Annotated in this window: 19 protein-coding genes; 4 read left to right on the top strand and 15 right to left on the bottom strand. The window is 51.8% G+C overall.

Going from position 1 to position 22,917, the window contains the following annotated elements; all coding sequences use genetic code 11:
- Nucleotides 1-39: 39 nt before the first annotated feature.
- The 4 genes from DW757_RS08025 to DW757_RS08010 all read right to left on the bottom strand — a co-directional run bounded on the left by DW757_RS08025 (nt 40) and on the right by DW757_RS08010 (nt 4,212).
- Entirely contained in the window at nt 40-1,272 is a 1,233-nt protein-coding gene (locus DW757_RS08025; RefSeq protein WP_118751449.1) for a Xaa-Pro peptidase family protein, read from the bottom strand.
- A gap of 11 nt (nt 1,273-1,283) precedes the next feature.
- A complete protein-coding gene (locus DW757_RS08020) occupies nt 1,284-1,760 on the bottom strand; it encodes a PTS sugar transporter subunit IIB (protein ID WP_021965902.1) in 477 nt (158 codons plus the stop codon).
- Nucleotides 1,761-1,912: 152 nt separating this feature from the next.
- Nucleotides 1,913-2,317, bottom strand: coding sequence for a PTS mannose transporter subunit IIAB (locus tag DW757_RS08015; RefSeq protein WP_087383510.1), 405 nt, complete (start codon nt 2,315-2,317; stop codon nt 1,913-1,915).
- A gap of 20 nt (nt 2,318-2,337) precedes the next feature.
- Nucleotides 2,338-4,212 (bottom strand): PRD domain-containing protein, encoded by a 1,875-nt coding sequence (locus DW757_RS08010; protein WP_118751448.1) that lies wholly within the window; start codon nt 4,210-4,212, stop codon nt 2,338-2,340.
- A 348-nt stretch (nt 4,213-4,560) separates the two neighbouring features.
- On the opposite strand from DW757_RS08010, the gene DW757_RS08005 reads away from it, so the two are divergent.
- On the top strand, nt 4,561-5,127 hold the full coding sequence (locus DW757_RS08005) for a nitroreductase family protein (protein WP_118751447.1): 567 nt from the start codon (nt 4,561-4,563) through the stop codon (nt 5,125-5,127).
- A gap of 191 nt (nt 5,128-5,318) precedes the next feature.
- On the opposite strand, the gene DW757_RS07995 is transcribed toward DW757_RS08005, so the two are convergent.
- The 3 genes from DW757_RS07995 to pth all read right to left on the bottom strand — a co-directional run bounded on the left by DW757_RS07995 (nt 5,319) and on the right by pth (nt 10,479).
- Nucleotides 5,319-6,119: a pseudouridine synthase gene (locus tag DW757_RS07995; RefSeq protein ID WP_021965901.1), complete on the bottom strand. Its 801-nt coding sequence runs from the start codon at nt 6,117-6,119 to the stop codon at nt 5,319-5,321.
- A gap of 84 nt (nt 6,120-6,203) precedes the next feature.
- The gene (mfd, locus tag DW757_RS07990; protein ID WP_118751445.1) at nt 6,204-9,761 is read right to left on the bottom strand and encodes a transcription-repair coupling factor; all 3,558 of its coding nucleotides are present in this window, start codon (nt 9,759-9,761) and stop codon (nt 6,204-6,206) included.
- A 118-nt stretch (nt 9,762-9,879) separates the two neighbouring features.
- Nucleotides 9,880-10,479, bottom strand: coding sequence for an aminoacyl-tRNA hydrolase (pth, locus tag DW757_RS07985; RefSeq protein ID WP_015545098.1), 600 nt, complete (start codon nt 10,477-10,479; stop codon nt 9,880-9,882).
- Between the two features lie 497 nt (nt 10,480-10,976).
- Between pth and DW757_RS07980 the strand changes: the two genes are divergently transcribed.
- A complete protein-coding gene (locus DW757_RS07980) occupies nt 10,977-11,429 on the top strand; it encodes a GNAT family N-acetyltransferase (protein WP_021965899.1) in 453 nt (150 codons plus the stop codon).
- 295 nt (nt 11,430-11,724) lie between these two features.
- Here DW757_RS07980 and DW757_RS07975 read toward each other — a convergent pair whose 3' ends face one another.
- The 3 genes from DW757_RS07975 to DW757_RS07965 form a co-directional block, all read right to left on the bottom strand.
- Entirely contained in the window at nt 11,725-12,231 is a 507-nt protein-coding gene (locus DW757_RS07975) for a peptide ABC transporter substrate-binding protein (RefSeq protein WP_118751444.1), read from the bottom strand.
- A gap of 208 nt (nt 12,232-12,439) precedes the next feature.
- Nucleotides 12,440-13,426 carry a DMT family transporter gene (locus DW757_RS07970; protein WP_008395542.1) on the bottom strand — a complete coding sequence of 329 codons (987 nt, stop codon included), beginning with the start codon at nt 13,424-13,426 and terminating at the stop codon, nt 12,440-12,442.
- A gap of 156 nt (nt 13,427-13,582) precedes the next feature.
- Nucleotides 13,583-14,068, bottom strand: coding sequence for a DUF1700 domain-containing protein (locus DW757_RS07965; RefSeq protein WP_008395543.1), 486 nt, complete (start codon nt 14,066-14,068; stop codon nt 13,583-13,585).
- A gap of 241 nt (nt 14,069-14,309) precedes the next feature.
- Here DW757_RS07965 and DW757_RS07960 point away from each other — a divergent pair, with 241 nt between their 5' ends.
- The gene (locus tag DW757_RS07960) at nt 14,310-15,164 is read left to right on the top strand and encodes an MBL fold metallo-hydrolase (protein WP_118751443.1); all 855 of its coding nucleotides are present in this window, start codon (nt 14,310-14,312) and stop codon (nt 15,162-15,164) included.
- Nucleotides 15,165-15,226: 62 nt separating this feature from the next.
- Here DW757_RS07960 and DW757_RS07955 read toward each other — a convergent pair whose 3' ends face one another.
- Complete coding sequence (locus tag DW757_RS07955) at nt 15,227-15,733, bottom strand: PaaI family thioesterase (RefSeq protein ID WP_118751442.1); 507 nt, start codon at nt 15,731-15,733, stop codon at nt 15,227-15,229.
- A gap of 246 nt (nt 15,734-15,979) precedes the next feature.
- Here DW757_RS07955 and DW757_RS07945 point away from each other — a divergent pair, with 246 nt between their 5' ends.
- Complete coding sequence (locus DW757_RS07945; protein WP_118751440.1) at nt 15,980-17,227, top strand: M23 family metallopeptidase; 1,248 nt, start codon at nt 15,980-15,982, stop codon at nt 17,225-17,227.
- Between the two features lie 131 nt (nt 17,228-17,358).
- Here the strand turns inward: DW757_RS07945 and DW757_RS07940 are convergent, their stop codons facing one another.
- From DW757_RS07940 to ilvB, 4 genes are all read right to left on the bottom strand, one after another.
- Complete coding sequence (locus tag DW757_RS07940) at nt 17,359-18,678, bottom strand: nucleobase:cation symporter-2 family protein (protein ID WP_118751439.1); 1,320 nt, start codon at nt 18,676-18,678, stop codon at nt 17,359-17,361.
- Between the two features lie 136 nt (nt 18,679-18,814).
- On the bottom strand, nt 18,815-19,978 hold the full coding sequence (locus tag DW757_RS07935; RefSeq protein ID WP_008395548.1) for a phosphoglycerate dehydrogenase: 1,164 nt from the start codon (nt 19,976-19,978) through the stop codon (nt 18,815-18,817).
- 35 nt (nt 19,979-20,013) lie between these two features.
- Nucleotides 20,014-21,102: a 3-phosphoserine/phosphohydroxythreonine transaminase gene (serC, locus tag DW757_RS07930; protein WP_021966128.1), complete on the bottom strand. Its 1,089-nt coding sequence runs from the start codon at nt 21,100-21,102 to the stop codon at nt 20,014-20,016.
- A gap of 113 nt (nt 21,103-21,215) precedes the next feature.
- Entirely contained in the window at nt 21,216-22,904 is a 1,689-nt protein-coding gene (gene ilvB, locus DW757_RS07925) for a biosynthetic-type acetolactate synthase large subunit (RefSeq protein ID WP_015573539.1), read from the bottom strand.
- Nucleotides 22,905-22,917 lie beyond the last annotated feature (13 nt).

The following is a 22,917-nucleotide window of genomic DNA, read 5'->3' as shown; positions in this document are numbered from 1 at the left end:
GTAACCCTCCCTCTCTTTGTTTTTCCGCGGCTTTTCTTGCTACACAAAGTCCTCATATGTATACAGGGCATGCCCGGGGCCGGAGAGCCATTTCGCCTCCCCCTCTGTGGCCAGGGCCTCGTCCTCCATCCGGAATGAGATCCAGATCGAGGAGGCTCCCTGCTCCCTGTCATAGGGGTACACACCGTTTTCGATGGCAAATACCATTCCCGGCTGTACAGTCTCCTCCTCAGAGCCTGTAATATTGGGATATTCTGTCACATTCAGCCCAATGGCATGGCCGCTTGTGTGCAGCACTTCTCTTCCATACCTGGCATTTCTCAGATACTCCTCCACCGCATCACTGACCTCCCTCACCGGCCTTCCCGGCCTCAGAGCACGGAATCCCTCATGGACACACTCTCTGGCAATTTCTGCCATCTCCCGGTAGACTTCAGGAGGCCGTTTTCCCAAAAACATGGTTCTCGTCAGATCCGAGGCATAGCCGTCGATGTGCCCGCTGATATCCACAAGCACAATCTCCCCCTCTCTCACCACCCGGTCTGTGGCGTAGCTGTTAAAGGTACTGTACTTGTCTGTTCCTGAATTGACCGTCAGATAGGAAATCCGGTCAACTCCCCCAGCAGCCATTTTCGATGCAATGCTCCTGGCAATCTCCTTCTCCGTTGTAATGCCTGCCCTTATCTCCCGGAACGCATCCACTATAGCCCGCTCTGTCACATAGCCCGCTGTCCGGATCCGCTCTGTCTCCCAGTCTGTCTTGATCATCCTCGCCCTCTGAATTGCCCTGGTTCCGTCACAGAATTCAAGCTGTCCTCGAAATTCCTCTGATAACTCCTTCAGAAGGTTCAAAGACCAGAAGTAGTGGAGGCCGTCCCCGGCTTCCAGGCCCACACGCTTTACCGTGCAGTCAAGGGAGCAGATAAACTGTCTCAGGGCATCCTTCGGATCTGCGGCATTTAGTTTTCCCAGCCTCCTCTCCGGGGAGCCGGAGCAGTAAATGTTCGGACACCAGCTTGTATTCTCCACCGTGGTTTTCTCAAGAATCCTCAGATAGATCCCAGGCTCCCCCTTCACCGGCACAAAGACAAATACCGGCCGGAACAGGCTTGAGGTGTACCAGGAGCGGTATCCTGTGGCATAATAGATGTTTTCCGGCGATGACAGTAAAAGCAGGTCAAGTCCCTCCTCCTCCATGCGCCTCTGCAGCTTTCCCACATGGGTCAGATATTCCTCTCTGGAAAATGATTTTAAATAACTTTTATCCCCCATCTCTTCCTCCTCTACAGCAGTTTTTTCAGATCCGTCTCCTTCTCATCCGGCACAAGCTGATAGCTCAGCTCGATTCCTCTCTCTGAAATGCGCCTCATACACTCTATCTCCTCCCTGCTGGCTGACACATTTCTGATAAAGGTTTTCCGTCCTTTTCCTGCTGCCATTCCTCCCAGTATCACCTTTTTTATTTCCACCTCCCCTTCCAGAAGTGCTTCTATCACCTGAGGAACCTTCACCAGAATCAGAATGTTTTCTCCTCTCTCCCCGTCCTCCCGAAGAAAGGCTGCCGCCTCCTGCACAGGCTTTATCAGCACCTCCGTCCCGACCGGGGCCGCCGCCCTGTAAATTCGCTCCATCAGCCTGTTTTTTGACAGTTCGTCATCTACAATCAAAATTCTGTTGATCGGATACCTTCTGATCCAGGCGGTCACAACCTGACCGTGGATCAGACGATCGTCAATCCTTGTAAGCACAATATTTCTCATTCTTCCCTCCGCCTTTCTTTTCTTCCTTTTACTCCTGTTATCTGTTTTTCTCCTGCTCTTCCTTTTCCCTGCTCTTCCTCTTCCCTGCCTTCCTTCTCCCTTCTCATTCTTCTGCCCTGCAGTATTCACCCTTCCTCCGCTCTGCCGCGGATTCAAATTGCGCCTAAGAACTTTCGGCAGTCAAAAATGCTGTTTTTAGCTGCCTTCACTAGCTCTCCGTTGGTGCTCTCAGACAGGGGCTCCTGCCGCCTGTTGATGGCTTCCAGAAGCATGGGCAGATTGACCCCTGTAATATGTGAAAAGCAGTGGGTTTCCTGAAGCTCTGCCATCATATTGAACGGTGTGCCGTACATGAGATCCGTAAGAACAAGCACCTCCTGCCCCTCCCTCTCAGAATGTTCAATCGAGTTTTTCACACACGCTCTCAGCTCCTCCAGATCACAGCCAAGGGTCACCGAATACGTCTCGATGTCCGGCTGTTCCCCCATAACAATGCGGGACGTCTCAAGAAGTCCCCTCGACAGCACATCATGGGTAAAAATAATAATTTTATACATCCTTCTCCTCCCCTCTGTGGTCACAGGGATTCCTCCCCCGAGCCATGCAGCAGATAGTTATAAAATTCGTCTAGAATATCATCCCTGCAGCTTCCCAGCAGGTAAATCAGTTTTGAGGCAAACAGCATAAAATCCCAGTTATCCATCTCAAATTCCACAGCTCTGATTTTCCCGGACGGGCAGTCTGCCACGAAACGGCATCTGTTTCCTCCTCCAGGCCGGAACAGATAGTGATAGCGTATCTTCTTCTGCCCTTCAATGCAGACTGACTGAAGATCCGGCAAAAATGTTTTTTCTCTGCTCACGGTTCTTACTTCACAGCCAATGTCTCTCAGATCATTCACCGTCCCTGCCAGCTTCTGCAGATACCTCTGAGGAAATTCTTTTGCATAGCGTGATATTGCTTCTATATGCTTCCAGTCCTCTGCACTCAGCATAGGAGACACGAACGCATAGGGAATCCTGCACTCCTTCGGATCCAGAAAGAGCGTGGACAGGACAAAGTCATAGGTCTCCTGCTCTCTCTCAAAAAAGCCATAATAGCTGCATTCTGTAATCTCCCACTTGGAATGGCGGGTCAGCAGCTTATGCCGCATCAGGTTGACAATGCCCTTTTGCTGGTTCGACACCAGAAGCACCTTCGCCTTCTCCTCCTTCTCCAGGATCTCTCCCTGTATATAGAGAGTCAGATAACAGATCTCATCCATGCTGATATCCGGGAGCCTGAATTTTCTGGAAAGAATCCAGCAGATAACCTGGCATACATTGATCGTTCCCATATACTCTTCCATAATCTGTGCAGTCAGGGGATTTCTGGCCGTTGTATTCGCCTTCACACGCCTCAGCATCAGGGCAATGTGAGCCATAATATTCTGGTAAAGCCCCGACTCCTCCCGCAGATTTACCTCCATGATGACAGAAAAGGCGTCGATAAAGTCACTCCCAAAGGCGTCGAACAGCTCTGTATCTGCCTCCTGGCCAGAATCTGCAAGAGAGTCCGACAGGTGGGTGGTTTCCAGGAGAGCTGCCATGGCAGCCTGTTCTGTGGCAGAAATCTCCATACCATAGTCCTCTGTGAGCCCATCGGCAATCTCCCCTGCAAGATCCCTGTAGATTCCTCTGTGCTTCCCATCCTCTCCCGTCTCTTTTGGCGGAATAGAAAATCCCTCCCTGATACGGTATATCGTGACCAGCAGCCCCACTGATACGCGGCCATACTCCAGCTCATCAAAATAGTAGTTCTGCCTCTCCTCTATCCTTCTCAGAATTTTCTCCACACAGCTCAGATCATCTTCCGAAAAACAGTCCAGAATTGTCATCATCATGTCTGACTCCGCCGCAGGTTCCTCTGCTTCCTTCCCGGATGCGTCCAGAAGCATGACAATCAGCTCTGTCAGAGCCTTCCGGATGTTCTGCTCCGGTCCATCTGCCCTCGTCCCCTTCTTCGCCTTAACAAGCAGAAGGCCATGACGGCTGAAAAACTCTTCCACTGCCTTTAAATCCTTGGTAATGCTGCTCCTGCTCACATAATATTTGTAGGCCAGATCGGAAAGCGAGGCAGGCTCATCTGTATACAAAAGCAGATTCAAAGCCAGATCCATTCTTCTGGAATTTCGATCCCAGACAATCCCCTGGCGTTCTGCCTTCCCTGCCTCCCAGAGAGCCATATTATTAAAAAATGCAGCCCTGTCAGCCCCATCCAGGTTCAGACGGATGCCGACTCCTGCTCTCCTCTCAATAAATGCTCCATCTCTCTCCAGTTCCCGGTTCAGGCTCTCCATATCGCGCCTTAAGGTTTTCTCCGATACTCCCAGCTCTCCGGCGCAGATGTGAAGGGGAATAAATTGTTCTTTTTCTATCAGTAGTTTTATAAATTTTTCGTGTCTTTCTCTCATTTCTCCCTTTCTATCTATTATTTTCTTTATTGTAACAACTTTGTTTGTAAATAGAAACAGATGGCCATTCCATGTTTTGTCCATATTAATGTGGACTCAGGTAAACAGCATTATCCCGACAGAGATGTTTTATTTTACCATTGATTCCGGAGCCTATAAGCCATCAAAACAGCCGAACAGCAGTTCATCCTCCTCCCCGCACGTCCGTCGGGGCTGCCTTGAAAAAATCCTATGGCAAATCTCCCGCGCCGGGAGTACAATAAAAGTAATCCATCCTGTTTTCCCGGCGGCGCCCTGTCCGTCTTCGGAACTTGCCGCTATTCTATTTTAAAAAAAGGAGAATTTCGTATGAACTTTCACACATTTGAAGAACTTCAGAACACCCGCGAAAGCTGCCGCGTATACAGCGACGCTCCTGTTTCCAGGGAGCTTCTCACCCACCTGGCAGATGTGGCCCGTTTAAGCCCCAGCGCCTGCAACTCCCAGCCCTGGCATTTTCTCATCGTTGACGAGCCGGAGGCAAAAAAACGGCTGACGGAATGTCTGGAGGACGGGGGATTAAACGGCTGTCCGTGGGGAAACAGGGTTCCCGCTTTCTTTATCATCTGCGAGGAGGAGGCAAAGCTTCAGCCTGGCGTTGCCGAGCATTACGGTTCCCAGCATTTCGCCCAGATGGATATAGGGATGGCCGCCATGTCCCTCTGCTGCGAGGCTGCCTCCCTGGGACTCGGAACCTGTATGATCGGCACCATGAACCAGGAACGGCTGCACAGTGCCTTTCATATTCCTTCTGACACCACTGCCCGCCTGATCATCACCGTGGGCTATCCGGCCAACCCGGGCGCTCCCCGCAGAAAGCAGAGAAAAGAACTCTCTTCCATTGTCAGCTACAACAGCTGGGACTCTGACCGGTAAACAGCCCGTCTTTCCTGGGGCGGATGCAGACGCTGCTGAATCCGGAGCCGTTTCTCAGAAGCGGGAACTGCTGAAAAAAGATACCGGCAAAACAGGAAAAGCCGCAGGCGCATGGCTCAGCTCCTTTCGTCCACGCGTCTGCGGCTTTATTCTTATTTACTCATTCAATGCCCCGGGCCGGCCCTGACAGCCTATCTCCCGCCTTTTTCCGGCTCTCTCTGTCCCAATTCACTGTGTTTCTCTGCATTTTTCTGGTCCGCTTTTCTCCGCTCTCCTTTTCCTTCCAGAAGCTCTGTCAGCTCCTTCCACTCTCCCCTGGTAATCTCCCTGTACTCTCCTGTCTTCAGGCCGTCCAGACGAAGGTTCATAATCCTCACTCTTTTCAGAGTTCTCACCCGGTATCCTAAAGCCTCACACATCCTCCTGATCTGCCGGTTCAGCCCCTGAGTCAGTATAATGCGGAAGGATTTTTCTCCTGTTTTTTCCACGGTGCAGGGCCTTGTCACCGTGTCGAGAATCTTTACTCCCTTCCTCATCCGGTTCAGAAACTGCTCTGTGATCTCCCGGTCCACGCTCACCAGATACTCCTTCTCGTGTCCGTATCTTCCCTTCAGAATCCGGTTCACCAGCTCCCCCTGGTTGGTCATCAGGATCAGTCCCTCTGAATCCTTGTCGAGCCTTCCCACCGGGTACACCCGCAGGGGATAGCCGATAAAATCCACAATATTCTCTGCCCTGTCCCGGTCAGAGGTGGTGCAGACAATCCCCCTGGGCTTATTGACCAGCAGCACTACAGGCCTGTCTTTTCCTGAAATCAGAGTCCCGTCCGCCTCTATCTGCTGCCCTTCCCTGATCTTCATCCCCATAGATGCCACAGCTCCGTCCACCAGGACCTTTCCCGCCTCAATCAGGCGATCCGCCTCCCGGCGGGAGCAGAATCCTGACTCACTGAGAAATTTGTTCAGCCGGATCTCCTGCCTTTCCTTTTCCATTCCGTATCCTCCCATTCGTGCCTCTTGTCTCTCCTGACGCCTTTTCTCCATCTCCCGGCGCTTCTCTCTGTTTCTTCGCACGCTCTATCTCTTCACGCCTTCCCTGGCCCTCTCGCACAGGCTGAAGAGCTCTGTCAGAAGCTCCTTTGCCTTCTCTGTCATTTTCATGCAGTCCTTATTCCTGCTCCTCTGATCCTGGTAGAGAAACTCCGGAGCATCGCCGGGGCGCAGCTTCAGATCGCCCCTGTATTTTCCTATGAGCTCGGGAATTCCTGTCACATCGATCTCTGCCTTTTTAAACATCACAAGCCTTACCTCCTGCCGGTTGATGAACACATCCGTCACCCCTGCCCTGTGGGCCAGAGCTTTCAGGGCAGCCACCCGCAGCAGGTTTTCCACCGGCCCCGGTATCTCTCCGAAGCGGTCGATCAGCTCATCCTGCATATCCATGTATTCTTCCTCAGACTCAATGCCTGAGATCCGCTTGTAAATATCTAACTTCTGATACTCATTTTTAATATAGGAGGCAGGAATGTAGGCGTCAATATCGCAGTCCACTGTGGTTTCAAACTCTGCCCCCTCCTCTGTCTCTCCCTTTAACGCCAGAACGGCCTCGTTTAACAGTTTGCAGTAAAGGTCATATCCCACGGCCTCCATATGACCATGCTGCTCTGCCCCCAGGATGTTTCCGGCTCCCCGGATCTCCAGATCCCGCATGGCAATCTTGATTCCGCTGCCCAGCTCTGTAAACTCCCGGATAGCCTGAAGCCTTTTTTCCGCCTCCTCCCGGAGGAGCTTATCCCTTCTGTACATGAGAAAGGCATAGGAGGTACGGCTGGAACGTCCCACGCGCCCTCTGATCTGATAGAGCTGTGAAAGCCCCAGGCGGTCTGCATCGTGAATGATAATCGTGTTGGCATTGGGGATATTCAGCCCCGTTTCAATAATCGTGGTGGAAACGAGCACGTCAATGTCGCCATTGACAAAGTCGAGCATAATCCGCTCCAGCTCGTGCTCCCTCATCTGCCCGTGAGCAAAGGTCACCTGGGCGTCAGGCACCAGGGAGGCCACATGGTTTGCTATCTCCTCAATGTTGTTGACCCGGTTGTATACATAGTACACCTGCCCGCCTCTGGCCACCTCCCTGTTGATAGCCTCCCGCACCATCTCGTCGTTGTACTCCATCACATAAGTCTGGATCGGCAGACGGTCCACCGGCGGTTCCTCCAGAACACTCATATCGCGGATTCCGATAAGGCTCATGTGGAGTGTCCTGGGGATCGGCGTCGCCGTCAGGGTGATGACATCCACGTTTTCCTTCAGCTTTTTAATCTTCTCCTTGTGGGCCACCCCGAACCGCTGCTCCTCGTCGATAATGAGGAGTCCCAGACTCTTGAACTCCACGTCCTTTGACAGCACCCGGTGGGTTCCGATGAGCACGTCCACAAAGCCCTTTTTCAGATCCTCCAGGGTCCGTTTCTGCTCTGCCGGCGTGCGAAACCGCGACAGCATATCCACCCGGACCGGAAAATCCTTCATTCTCTGGACAAAGGTATTGTAATGCTGCTGGGCCAGGATCGTGGTGGGAACCAGATAAACCACCTGCTTTCCCTCCTGGATGGCCTTGAAGGCTGCCCTCAGGGCAATCTCCGTCTTTCCGTAGCCCACATCCCCGCAGATCAGCCGATCCATGATCTTCCTGCTCTCCATGTCTCTCTTGACTGCGTCAATGGCCTCCAGCTGATCCTCTGTCTCCTCGTAGGGGAACATCTCCTCAAATTCTCTCTGCCATACTGTGTCAGGGCCGTACTGGAAGCCCTCCTGCTCCTGCCTTGCGGCATAGAGCTTTACCAGATCCTTGGCAATCTCCTTTACCGCTCCCCGCACCCGGGTCTTCGTCTTATTCCACTCGCTTCCTCCAAGACGGTTCAGCTTCGGCCGCTTGGCGTCCGCTCCTGCATACTTCTGGATTCCCTCCAGCTTTGTGGCCGGAAGGTAGAGGTTTCCGCCGTCTGCGTACTCGATTTTAATATAGTCCTTTACCACCTTGTCCTGTTCGATCTTCTCGATTCCCCGGTAGATTCCAAGGCCATGGTTTTCATGTACCACATAGTCTCCCACGGAGAGCTCGGAAAAGCTCTGGATTTTCCTTCCCTCGTAGGCCGTCTTTTTCTTCTTTCTCTTTTTTCCCTGACCGCTTCCGAACATGTCGCCCTCTGTGATGACAGCAAATTTCAGAAGCGGGTACTCAAAGCCTCGGTGGAGGTTTCCGTAGGTGACCATAATCTCCCCGGCCTTCACCTGTCCGCCGTCCTCATCCGGCAGATAGGCCTTCAGCCCGTACTCTCTCAGGTCGCCGGCCAGACGGCTGGCCCTTGTCCTGGAGCCAGTCAGAAGGACTGTTCTGTATTTCTCCTTCTGCCACCTGGTCAGATCCTTGATCAGCATCTCAAAACCGTTCTGATAGGAGCCCATGCTCTTAGCCTCAATGCTGTACTTTTTTTTCACAGAAAAGCCTGTCATCCTCTGATCAAGCCCTGACACCAGAAGCGTATGGCTCCCTGACATCATAGCGGCTGTGGCCTTTGCCGAATAGAGGAAGTCTGTCTGCCCGGGAAGCAGGTATCCTCCCTCCAGACGGTGGGCCATACTCTCCCGAAATTCCAGTTCCACCGCTTCAGCCTTCTCCTTGATTCTCAGAGGCTCATCGAGAAATACGGCCAGCTCCTCCTTTGGGAAATACTCCAGGAAGGAAACGGTTTTTTCGGCAAAATACTGGATGAAGCCGCCCAGACCGTGTACCTTGAAGCCCTCTCTGATCTCCTCGGACAGCTCCCTCACCAGCCCCTCAATCCGGTGGGCCTCCTCATTTTTCATCTGATCTCTCAGGGCTTTCCCATACTTTTTCATTTCCTTCTCGATCTTTGAAAGCCCCTTCTCCACGCGGGATTTTTCAAGCAGCAGCTCCGTTGCAGGGCAGATCTCCACCCGCTCCAGCTCCTCCACTGAACGCTGGCTTTCCGGATCAAAGCTGCGGATGGAATCTACCTCATCCCCCCACAGCTCGATTCGCACGGGAAGCTCCTCGGTCAGCGGGAAAATGTCGATGATTCCGCCCCGCACGGAAAACTGTCCCATTCCGTCCACCTGTCCGACTCTCTCGTAGCCCAGCCCTGCCAGCGCTTCCTTCATCTCCTCCGTTTTCAGGCTCTCCCCGGAAACAACGGCAATCCGGCTGTTTCTGATCTCCGAAAGCGGCAGAAGGCGATCCATCAGCCCGTCCACCGTTGTCACGATCGTTCCCGCCTCGTCCTCCATCAGATGCTTGAATACCTGCATCCTCTGGCGTGTCAGCAGATTTCCATGGATATCGGAGCTGTAAAACAGCAGATCCTTGGCCGGATAGAGGAACACCGCCGGATCAAAGGTCCTGTAGTCCTCATAGATCTCCCTGGCCCTGGAATCGTCATAGGTCACAATCAGCTTCCACCTGAGGCTTCCCGCCGTCTCGCTGATCAGGTGAACCTTCTGGGAATCCACGCACCCGCTGACCTGAAGAGGCCCCTTTCCCTGTTCCAGATCCCGGTTCATCTCCTGAAACTCCACCAGCTCTTCCAGCGGATTTGCAAATATCACTCCCATTTTCATCCCTCCTGACTCTCTGCCTGATACGCCGTGTTTCCATGGCCCGCTTTTTGCGCGCCTTCACAGCCCCTGCCCGTTTGGGCAGCCTGTTCCCCCGCCGCGGCGGCCCTGCGGCTTATTCTTCCTTTGCCTCTGCCTTTTCTTTCTTCTTTTTAGAGCCATTATACTGGTTCATAGCCGCGTCCGCCCCCTCTGTCATAATGGCGACGGCCGCCTTGGCGGCAGTCTCGAAGGCCTCCTTCATGGTGTCCTGCTCTTCCTTTGCAAAGCGGCCCAGCACATAGTCTGCCAGATCCATCCTCGGCGGCTTCTCCCCTACTCCCACCTTGATCCTTGTAAATTCCTGGGTTCCCAGATGGGCGATAATGCTCTTGATTCCATTGTGGCCTCCCGCGCTTCCCTTCTTGCGGATGCGCAGCTGTCCCGGCTCTAAGCTGATATCATCGAAAATAATCACCAGCTCCTCCTGTGTTACCTTGTAGTAATCCACCAGAGCCCGGATGCTCTCACCGCTTAAATTCATGTAGGTCTGGGGCTTGGCAAGAATTACCTTCTGCCCCTCAATCACTCCCTTGCCAATCAGCGCTTTGTGCGCCTTCTCCCTCACGTCAATTCCGTAGCGATCCGCCAGGGCATCAATCGTCAGAAAGCCTGCGTTGTGGCGGGTATTGTCATACTTTTCCCCGGGGTTTCCCAGTCCAGCTATAATATACATACTTTTCATTCTCCTTGTCCCATGACGGTTTCTGTCTGACTCTTCCTTTCCTCAGACACCGCCGTCCTGCTTCTTTATCTGCTGTCCGTTTTCCTGCCATCAGACAGGAGGAGCGGATATCCTGTTTTCTGATTTTTTCGTTTCCTCACGGAGCACACGCCTTTAAGCGCCAGATTTCCCTTCCCGGAGCTATCTGACGCTCATACCGCTTCATTCTAACAGCTATTTTCTCCTCTGTAAAGGAAAACATTCCCCTGTCCTGCTCCCCTTTTTGTGTATTGAGAGACAGTTCTCCAGAACACAGATGTTTCTTTCAGCCTTCGCCTGGATACCCTGTTACAATTCTGTAAAGCCGTCAGATTTCGGTTGCAATATTCTAAATTGTCTTGTATATTGATAGTTGCTGTCGGATGATTCCAGAAGGCAGAGGCTCCCGCTTCTGCTGCCGGAAATCCGCATACAGAATTTTTCCGCAAAATGATTGTACAGGAGGAATTATGGAACTACAGTTTAAACCGGTCACTGAGAAAAACCGGAAGGAAATCCTGAGCCTTGAGCTCAGGGAAGACCAGAAGAAATTTATCGAATCGATAGAGAACTGTCTGTCTGAGGCAGATTCCCACTCCTGCTGGCATGCGGTGGGCATCTATGACGGAAATGTCCTTATTGGCTTTGCCATGTACGGCCTGTTCTGGGAATATCTTCCATTCGGACGTCTGTGGCTTAACCGCTTTCTCATTGACCGCCGTTATCAGAGTATGGGATACGGAAAAGCAGCCCTTATGGATCTTCTGAAAAGGTTGTGGAAAAAATACCACCGCAAACATATTTATCTGAGCGTCACAGATGATAATCAGACCGCTTCAGCCCTCTACCATCACTTTGGCTTTGCCTACACCGGGGAGAGGGATATGCGCAACGAGCGGGTTATGGTACTTAAAATCGCATAGCAGCCGCCTCCGCAGCTGAATATGACTTTTGCAATATACAGGAGTCGTGGTTCTTTTCTCTGAGTTTTCAGAGCAGGATAAAAAAAGGTACTGAAACTGCGGCAAACCGGAGAAGAAAATCAAAAGAGGGCATCCCACAGAGTCTGACACTGTGGAACTCCCTCTCCTTTGATTTTCAGAACTTTAAAAAAATATACGGCAGGCGCATTTTTCCGTAACACTGCCCTAATAGATCCCGCAGCAGCAGAAAGACAAACGTTTGAAGGGCCGCAGCAGAATCCCTGCAATATGCCTGTTAAAGTCCGTAATTGAATTCACAGATTCCTATATTTCCGTTTTCATCCTCAGACAGAACCACATTCGCACCGTCTGGATCTCCAACCGTCATCTTCCCGTCTTCAATTGCAATGGAGTCCACATCACAGGAACCCACCGCCTCCAGCAGCTCATCTGTGTACAGCTTATCCAGTCCAAGCGCGTCCAGGTCCTTTAGCCCCTTAAGTTCCACCGGTTCCTCAAAATTCACACGCACCGGATAGTTCAAAAGCCCATCCAGATATTCTGTGGTGAGTCCTGTGGTTATCTCCATCTGAACCACAGAGGCTGAGGAGCGGAACAGCGCTTCTGTCATGTCTTCTTCCTCATCCCCCTGTGTCTCTGTATCTGTCTCTTCACCTGCATCAGTACTAATCTCTATCTCTTCGGAAGGCTCCGGCCCCTGTACCTGGCTGCTCTTTCCAGAGCAGGCAGCCAGGCTCAGGGAAATAGCAGCGGCTCCTGTCAGTAAAAGTAATTTTCTCATCGTTTTCCTCTTTTCTCTGTCACGGATATCCAGTTTGACAAATATTTTCTGATTAATTCAGATATTTTCAGTTTTTGTTACCGGTAATGACACTATACACAATTCTTATCCCGGTGTCAATGAAATCAGCTCCGTTTAAAAAAACCGTAAGAACTCTTAAGAGCATGATTTGAATGGAAATACACGGCTCTCCAGACAGACCGATGCCTTATGCCTCCTCCTTTTTTCCGTTGACAATCACTACCCCGGCACATACCAGAATAAGAGCAGCCAGGTTTTTCAGACTGAACGCCTGCCCTCCCTCATGGAGGAAAACAGCTGACAGAAGAACGCCTATGACCGGATTCATGAAGCCGTAAATTGCCACTCTTGAGGCAGGATTATACTTGAGGAGAATGCCCCAGACAGAATAAGCCGCAGCCGACACAAACGCAAGATAAATGAGAATTCCCGCAGATGCAGCGTGAAAGTTCCCCGGTCTTCCCCCGAGCAGAAAACCAAATGCTGTGAGGATCAGACCTCCAAGCAGGAACTGCCATCCGCTGAGCATAACCGGATCCTCTTCTTTCGAATACCGCTTCATAAAAACTGTTGAGAACGCATATGACAGAGAAGAACAGAGCACAAAACCCTCCCCCGAGAGCCGGAAGGAAAACTCCATTCCCCCCTGTCCCAGATTTGCGGCTACTACGCCTGCCAGGCCTGCAGCGCAGCCCAGAATCTTATTTCCCGTCAGCTTCTCCTGCCTGAATAAAAGTCCCGCAATCAATATGACAAACAGGCTGTTGGCTCCCACAATGATCGAGCCCTTAACGCCGCTGGTATTTGCCACGCCCAGATAAAAAAACGTATACTGAAGCACTGTCTGAAGCATGGACAGCTTCACGATCTTTGGCACAGCTTTCGAGGAGGGGACAAGAAGTCTTCTCTCAGCAAGGCTTCCGAATATCAGAACCAGAAGTCCTGCCAGAAAAAAACGATATCCCGCAAACACAATCTGGCTGCCCTGTGCGTCGGAAGGGATCTCCAGCAGCTGGTATCCTATTTTGATTCCCGGAAACGCGCTCCCCCAGAGTGCACAGCAAAAGACTGCCAAGACGCCTAAAATCACCGGTCTTTGAAAGGCAGACCCCTGTCTTTGTGCCGTCCTTTCTCTCTCCCTCTCTGTCTCTTTTGTTAATTGCAACTGAGCCATACTCTCCGTTATCTCCTCTCTGAAAAAATGGCCGGCTTTCTTCGCCGGCCAGTCTTTCTCTATTTTATTTGTCTGTTTAAACTCCCTGCCGCAAAAGGTTTCCTCTTCCAGATGGGAAAAAAACTTTCCGCCGGCTCCTTTCTCTGAAGGCCTGTGTCACCTTCTCGAATTTCGAAACAGTGACCAGATTAGTAAGATAATCAGAATCGGAGTGGCATAGCGGAACAGAAGGGCAAAAATACCTCCGATAATAGACAGGACAGAGATCATCACCAGTATCACAACTGCAAAAATCAGGAATTTCCAGTACCACTTGTTCAAGTTAAAATAGTGGAAGCCTGTGCGCTGTTTTTCCTGTCTGTCATAGCCTGTATCATACTCCCGGCCAAATCCCTGGGAGCCGTATCCGGAATAGGAACTTTCCTGGCTCTCATACTCACCGGCTCCGCTGGTATCGATAATCGTCTTTGCAATAAGACGGGGACTCCCTATCTCTTCAATCACCTCAGACTCTGAGCGCCCCTTCGCCACCTCCTGGGAAATATAGTTATCATAGTAGCGGAGGTTATCGGAAACTGCCCCTGCCGGAATTTCCCCCTTCAGTGACGCCTCCAGCTCCTTTAAAAATTCTGCTTTTCTCATGTATATGCTTCTCCTAATATTTTGCCGTTACACTGCTTTTCTGACAGAATAATAGTATCACAAATCAGTTTTTTTAGCCAGCCCTGAAAATGCTGTAAACCGTATCTTCCCTCTCCCCTGCTGTCCTGCTATAATAGAGGGCATAAACCCCTATGAAGGGCAGGGCCGGACAGCCGGCAGAAACGAAGGCAGAGAGTTTCTGAAACTGCCGCTTCTAAATTACAACCAAGGAGGAAACCATATGATTACTGAAGCCATCTCTCCCTCTGAGGAGCTGTACGTCTTCGGCACAGGAAATGCCGCAGTCACCCATTGCTACAATACCTGTTTTGCGATCCGGACTGAGACTTATGTGCCTGACAGCGGCTCCCGGGAAGAATTTTTCATGGTGGACACAGGCGGCGGAAACGGGATTCTCGGGATTCTGGAGCGCATGAATGTATCTCTTTTTCACATCCATCATATTTTTATCACCCACGAACACATCGATCATCTGTTAGGCATTGTCTGGATGGTGCGCATGATCGGCACGCAGATGAAAAAGGGAAGTTATGAGGGAACGCTGTCCATCTACTGCCATGACGGCCTTGTGGAAACCATAAAGACCATCTGCCGCCTGACCCTGCAGAAAAAGTTCTATGATTTAATAGGCGACAGAATCCTTCTGATTCCAGTGAGTGACGGGGAAACACGGGAAATTCTCGGCTATCCGGTCACTTTTTTTGACATCCACTCTACGAAAGCCAGGCAGTTTGGCTTTACTTTCGTGCTTAAAAGCGGAAAAAAGCTCACCTGCACCGGAGATGAACCCTTAAGCGAGCTGTGCGAGCCTTATGTCAGAGACAGCTTCTGGCTCCTCCACGAGGCCTTCTGCCTCTACAGTGAGAGAGAGCAGTTTTCTCCTTACGAAAAACATCACAGCACAGTCAGAGAAGCCTGCCAGCTGGCTGAACGGCTGCATATCCCAAATCTTGTGCTCTGGCACACCGAGGAGAAGAACCTCAGCCGCCGCAAAATTCTCTACACAGCGGAGGGAAGAAACTACTACAGCGGAAACCTGTTTGTGCCTGATGACGGGGAGATTCTGAAGCTTTAGGGCTCCTTCACCGGTTTCATCCCGTCAGGACCTGCCCCAGCATATGACGCAGGCACCCACCCTTACTTGTCTCTGCTCTCCTTCTGCTGTTCCCCCTGATCGATCTTTCGATCCACAAGATGATAGAAGGTCATGGTGGTTGTGGCTACCAGCTTTTCCCTGTCGTCAAAAATCTGGCAGTCACAGACGGAAAAGGTCCTCCCATATTTCACCTCTCTGGCTTCTGCTGTCATCTTTCCATCGGGCTTTCCCGGGCGCAGAAAATTAATGGAGCCATTTACTGTAGTCACTCTGTGCCCATGGCCCATGATGGCAGCCCCTGACACTGTGTCTGCCAGGGAAAACAGACAGCCGCCATGAATGATTCCAAGGGGATTCAGATGCCATTCCTTTACCTCCATCTCTCCCCTGGCGAACCCCTCGCCCCTCTCGACAATCCGAATTCCAAGAGCATCTCTAAAACCTGCAGAGTCTGTCTTCTGCTCTGCACCGCTGTTTTCTTTCCCCTGTCCTTCTGTGTTTTTTTCCTTTTCTGTGCAATCGTTGTAATGATCTCTGATCAGTTCCATTTCTTTTATCTCCTTTATCTGTCCTCGCAGCCTCCGGCAGAGGCTGCGCCCGGATTTCAGCAGCAAAGGCTGAAACCGGTATGCGCAGGTATAATGACCGCTTTGCAGTCATTATACCACATCCTTCATCCTTCAGAAAAACGAATGTCACGTTTTGTCATAAGCGAAGCCATGTCCTCATATGATTATAATAAGCATTTTCGGCCGGACGAAGCGTTTTCCGGCTCTTTTATTGGAGGGATGTCCTTGCACAGAGCATGGAAACGAATTTCTGATACTTATGAACGGATTCTGCTTTTCTTTTACCGCAGACGCACCGGGCTTCTCATAGCAGCCGAGATTCTGGCCTTCTGCATCCTGATGGGAGGCTGGTACCTCAAATCAAATCCCGCTTCCCCTGCCCTCTCCAGTCTCCTCTCCCTGCTCCCCGGCACGGAGGGCTCAGAGGAGGGCAAGGAGAAGGATTTCATCAAATGGGTAGATTTTGACGTGCCGGAAGCGGCGCTGACTAAGGCCTTCCGCTATGATGTAGACACCTGCCAGCAGCAGATCCATCTGAACTGGATTGAGCTTCTGGCCTATCTCGGGGCAAAATACGGAGGCAATTTTTCCAATTACAGGGAGGCCGATATGGATACGGTGGCATCAAGTCTTCAAAGCGGAGCTTCCATGGAACAGCTCACCGCCTCCATGAAATACTACCCTTATTACCTGGAAGCCTACACGGCAGTCCTCGGCGGAATGGTTGGTTATTACGAAATCGAAATACCGGCCTCCGAGGCTCCTCCCTTTGCCCTGGCAGACGCTCAGATCTATGAATCGAATCCGGCAGCCGGGCAGACACAGTCAGGCGGTGAAAGCGCCCAGAGCCCAGCGCCCGAAAAGGTGTGGGTGACAAAATACGGCCTGAAAGCCTTCCTTCCCATTGCCAAAAATTTCCCCTACTCCGACTACAATGACTTTGGCGTTTCCCGCTCCTACGGCTACAGCCGGAAGCATCTGGGCCACGATATGATGGGGCAGACGGGAACTCCCATTATTGCGGTGGAATCCGGCTATGTGGAATCCCTGGGCTGGAACCAGTACGGAGGCTGGCGAATCGGAATCCGCAGCTTCGACAAGAAGCGGTACTACTATTACGCCCATCTGCGCAAGGATTACCCCTACCAGAGCACACTGAGCGAGGGAAGCATTGTGACCGCCGGAGACGTGATCGGGTATATGGGGCGCACCGGCTACAGCGCTTCGGAAAATACCAACAATATTGACAAGACGCATCTCCACTTTGGCCTTCAGCTTATTTTTGACGAATCTCAGAAAGAAGGGAACAATGAAATCTGGGTGGACTGCTATGAACTGATGAAATTCCTGTCCATCAACCGCTCTGAGGCTGCAAAAGTAGAGGGCACGAAGGAGTGGTCCCGGGTCTACGATATGAAGGACCCTTCAGTCACTGCCATCCAGTCCGGAGTGGAAAACGGGCCGTCAGACTGAAAAGAACCGGCGCATGGATGATCTCACAATCACCATGCGCCGGCTCATACCCAGAAGCCTAATCATGAAGCTGTATCTCGGTCCCCTGACCCCTGTTCCTGACAGGCTCTGTACGTTTTTCACGAAGCTGCCTACTCGGCGCTGTTATCCTCCGGGACAATCAGATTCAGGAAGAATACAATCAGGAAGGATACCATCAGGGAACTTCCGAAAATGTTTTTAATCAGCTGCGGACAGAACTGAAGGATGGAAGGCACGCTGTCAATTCCGATGCCGATGGCCAGGGCAATCCCCACAATCATCTTGTTCCTGTAATTTAAAGGCTGTTCTCCCAAAAGCTGAATTCCTGACATGGTAATGGCCGCAAATACGGTCACCGTAGCTCCGCCTAACACCGGCTGCGGAATTGTCGCCATCAGCGCGCTGAACTTGGGGCATAAACCGGCTGCCAGCATAATCACGCCCACAATCAGGAACACCTTTTTTGCCACTACCCTGGTGGTACAGATAAGTCCCACGTTCTGGCTGTACGGATCTGTAGGCAGACCGCCGATGCAGGCTCCAATCATACCACAGATGCTCTGTCCCTTAATCGCGCCGCCCAGCTCCCGATCCGTGGCCTCTCTTCCAAAGCCGCCCATAGCGGTGGAGGACACATCGCCGATCGTCTGTACGGCCTGAACCACATACATCAGAACCATCATAATAATGGCATCCGGCGGGAACTCAAGCCCAAAGTAAAACGGCCTCGGCAGAGCAAAGAAGCCCGCCTGTCCCACCTGGTTGAAGCTGACCATATCTCCCATCGCCAGGGCAATCACATAGCCCACGGCAATTCCTATCAGCATTCCCGATACCTTAACGTAGCCCTTTCCAAGAAGGCTGCATGCAAGAGTGACCGCCAGTGTCACTATCGCCAGAATCCAGAACTGGCCGGAGCCGAAGGTTCCGTCTGCCTGCGCTCCGGAACCGCCGCCCATGTAGGTGATGGCTGTCTTATAGAGAGACAGACCAATACTTAAAACAACGGTTCCGCTGACAATGGGAGGGAAAAATTTCCGCAGTTTTCCCATAAACATGCCGATAAAAATTGACAGAAACCCGGCCACAAGCTGTGAGCCGAAGATAGCGGCAATTCCGTGCTGAGTTCCTATCATCGTCAGGATCGGCATATAGGCAAAGGCAACTCCCATTACACTTGGAAGTCCCATTCCAAATCCCCAGACAGGGTAGAGCTGAAGCAGGGTGGTGATGCCGCCGATAATCATGGCAGCCTGCGTCAGCATAATCTCTTCCTCTGGCGGAAGGCCCAGGGTCCCCGCAATCAGCATAGGGGGAGTAATGTTTCCCACAAGCATGGCAAGGACATGCTGCATGGCCTGGGGAAACGCAAGTCCGAAGGACGGCTTTCCGTCGAGTCTGAAAAGCTCTGCATTTTTCTTCTGTTCCATCGTGTTTTACCTATCCACTTTCCTCAAATTTCCACAGTGGACAATATCACACGCAAATTGCTCTGTCAACAGACCTGTCCATGGATTTAACAGTATCTTAACACCCCTCTGAGCTTCCCTCTCCTGACTGAAAATCCTACCGGATCACCCGGACACGCTTCATTCCGCTGATCTTTTTCAGCTTTTCGATGGTTTCGCTGTCTGCCTCTGTCTCCAGATCGATCAGCGTATAGGCATATTTGTCGCGGCTCTTGTTGACCATGTTGGCAATATTCATATCCGTTGCGGCCAGGATAGCTGAAATCTGGCCAATCATGTTCGGAATATTCCTGTGGAGGAGAGCCACCCGGCTCACGGAAGCGCACACGCCCATATCGCAGTCGGGATAGTTAACGGAATGATGGATATTTCCATTTTCCAGATAGTCCATCAGCTCCTTTACAGCCATCACTGCGCAGTTGTCCTCCGACTCCTCCGTGGATGCGCCCAGATGGGGAGTCGCAATCACATGCTCCATCTCCATAACAGCGGGATTTGGGAAATCCGTCACGTAGCGCTTTACCTTTCCGGAGGCCAGCGCCTCCTTCATATCAGCGTCATTTACCAGCAGATCCCTGGCAAAATTCAGGATCACCACACCGTCCTTCATCTTTCCGATGCTCTCTTTTCCAATCATCCCTCTGGTGGAATCAAGGAGCGGCACATGGACGGTAATATAGTCGCACTCACTGTAGATGGCGTCAATATCTGTGATATGGCGCACATCCCTGGAAAGCATCCAGGCTGCGCTGACAGAGATAAACGGATCATAGCCGAGCACCTCCATTCCGAGGGATGCCGCCGCATTGGCCACCTCCGCTCCGATGGCTCCCAGGCCGATCACACCCAGCTTCTTTCCCCGGATCTCTGTCCCCGCAAACGCTTTTTTGGCTTTTTCCATATCTTTTGCGATATTTTCATTGCCGGCATTCTCGCGGCACCAGCCAATGCCTCCTGTCACGTCCCTGGCAGCCAGAAGCATCCCGGCAATCACCAGCTCCTTGACACCGTTGGCGTTGGCTCCCGGGGTGTTAAACACCACAATCCCCCGGGCTGCACACTCGTCTAATGGAATATTGTTGACCCCGGCTCCGGCTCTTGCCACTGCTCTGAGACTTTCGGGGAACTCCATCCCGTGCATGGAAGCGCTTCTGACCAGAATGCCGTCTGCCTCCTCCATCCGATCCGTCATCTCATATCCATCTGTAAAAAGCTCTGTCCCGTATCTGGAAATCGGGTTCAGGCAATGAATCTTTCTCATGTTTCGTCCTCCCTGCGCCTTTTCTTCTGTCTGCTCTACAGATTCTGATTCCGGGCCTCAAAATCCCTCATAAATTCCACCAGCTTTGCCACTCCCTCCTCAGGCATGGCATTGTAAATACTTGCCCTCATTCCTCCGACCGTTCTGTGTCCCTTCAGATTGACAAATCCGGCTTCCTTTGCTTCCTTGATGAATTTCGCATCCAGCTCCTCAGAGTCTGTCACAAACGGCACATTCATCAGAGAGCGATCCTTCTTCTCCACGGTTCCGCGAAACAGTCTGCTCTCATCCAGGAAATCATAGAGAATCTTTGCCTTTCTCTCATTTATCTCCTTCATAGCCTCAAGACCGCCCTGCTTTTTCAGCCACTTGAAAACTTTTCCGCACATATAGATGCAGTAGGTAGGCGGGGTATTATAGAGAGAGTCATTGTCCGCGTACGTCTTATAGCGCAGCATGGTAGGTGTCCCCGGCAGAACGTCCTCGGTAATCAGATCCTCCCTGACTATGGCAATGGCCATACCGGCGGGCCCTACGTTCTTCTGAACGCCTCCCCAGATGATCCCGAACTTTGAAACGTCCAGGGGCTCAGAGAGAAAGCAGGACGAAACGTCTGCCACCAGAGGCTTTCCCTTGGTGTCGGGAAGCTCGTGAAACTTGGTTCCGTAGATGGTATTGTTCAGGCAGATATACACATAGTCTGCCTTGTCATCCACCGGAAGATCCGAGCAGTCGGGAATGTAGCTGAAGGTTTTGTCCTCGCTGGACGCAATGGCATTGGCCGTCCCGTAGAGCTTCGCCTCCTGCCATGCCTTCTTAGCCCACTGGCCTGTTATAATGTAGTCTCCCACTCTGTTTTTCATCAGGTTCATGGGAACCATGGCAAACTGCACATGGCCGCCGCCCTGGATAAACAGCACCTTGTAGTTGTCGGGAATATTCATAAGTTCTCTCAGATCCTTCTCTGCCTCGTCGAGAATATCCTGAAAATCCCTGGAGCGGTGGCTCATCTCCATCACTGACATCCCGCAGCCCCTGTAATCCATCATCTCTGCTGCCGCTTCTCTCAACACTTCCTCAGGCATAACTGCCGGCCCTGCCGAAAAATTGTAGACTCTGCTCATATTCGCTCCTCCTCTTATCCTTTTTCATACTCATTTGGGGAATTTCCCTGGCATTTCAGACGGCTCTCCCTTTTTCTGCCGTTTCCTTCCTCTGCCTTATTTTTCCCGGCCCCTTATCTTGCCTCGATTCTCAGATCGATCTCGTCAAAGGCGTCCTCATTGGGCTTGCCTGCCGGAACCATGGGGAATACCTTGTCGTCGCTTCCGATCTGGCAGTCGATGACCACCGGTATGTTCAGCTTCAGAGCCTCCCGAAATGCCGGTTCAAATTCTTCCTTCTTCGTCACCCGGAAGGCCCTTGCGCCGAGCCCCTCCGCAACCTTCACAAAATCCACCTGATCGTCCAGAACCGTCTGGGAATAGCGCTTGCCGTAGAACAGTGTCTGCCACTGGCGCACCATTCCGAGAACATGGTTGTTCAGCACAATCTGGATAATCGGAATATTGTAGCGGGTTGCCGTTGCCACCTCGTTCATGTTCATCCGGAAGCAGCCGTCACCTGCAATATTGATAACCGTCTTATCCCTGCAGCCCATCTTTGCGCCGATGCAGGCGCCCAGGCCGTATCCCATGGTCCCCAGGCCGCCGGAAGAGAGGAAGGTTCTGGGCTTTTTGAATTTATAGTACTGTGCAGCCCACATCTGGTGCTGGCCCACATCTGTGGTGATAATGGCGTCTCCCTCCGTAATCTCATAAATTTTCTCGATGACATACGGGCCTGTCAGAATTTCCTTATTATAGCGCAGAGGATACATGTCCTTCATGCGCTCTATGTGGGCGATCCATTCATCATGGTTCATGGGATCAAGCCTTGCATTCAGCCGCCTTAAGATCACCTTCACATCTCCGATCACGCTGGCGTTGGTCCTGATGTTCTTGTTGATCTCAGCGGGATCCACATCGAGCTGAAGGATCTTTGCCTTCCTTGCAAAGCGGGAGGAATCTCCCACCACACGGTCGCTGAACCTGGCTCCCACGACAATTAACAGGTCGCACTCTGCCACGCCGAAATTGGAGGTCTTTGTCCCGTGCATTCCGATCATGCCGGTGTAGAGCTCATCTGTTCCGTCAAAAGCTCCCTTTCCCATAAGGCTGTCTGTCACCGGCGCCTGAATCTTGTGGGCAAAGGCTCTCAGCTCCTCGGAGGCATTGGCTAAGACGGCTCCTCCACCGACGAAGATAAAGGGCTTTCTGGACTCCCGTATCATGGTAAGTGCCGCTTCCAGATCCTCCTCTGTGATCGTATCAGACTGAGGCTTTACCTCCTCCGGCTCCTGCCTCTCATACTCACACTCTGCGGAGGTTACGTCCTTAGTGATATCCACCAGAACCGGGCCCGGCCTGCCGCTCCTTGCGATCCGGAAGGCTCTCCGGATCACATCGGCCAGCTTTGTCACATCCTTTACAATAAAATTGTATTTCGTGATAGGCATTGTTACGCCTAAAATATCGATTTCCTGGAAACTGTCCTTGCCCAGCAGATTCACCCCTACATTGCAGGTGATGGCTACAATGGGGATGGAGTCCATATAGGCGGTGGCGATTCCCGTCACCAGATTCGTAGCCCCCGGGCCTGAGGTGGCCAGGCAGACGCCCACCCGGCCTGTTGCCCTGGCATAGCCGTCAGCCGCATGGGCCGCCCCCTGTTCGTGTGATGTCAGTATATGCGTAATTTCATCCTGATGCTTGTAGAGCGCGTCGTAGATATTCAGGATAGAGCCGCCCGGATACCCGAAAACTGTATCCACTCCCTGCTCCTTCAGGCATTCGATGACAATTTCTGATCCATTTAACTTTTTCATCTGCCTCTCCTTT

The organism is Clostridium sp. AM29-11AC (assembly GCF_003480545.1).
Lineage (GTDB): Bacteria > Bacillota > Clostridia > Lachnospirales > Lachnospiraceae > Otoolea > Otoolea saccharolyticum_A.
The sequence above is the reverse complement of the archived record's forward strand: the minus strand, read 5'-3'. Positions and strand labels throughout refer to the sequence as shown.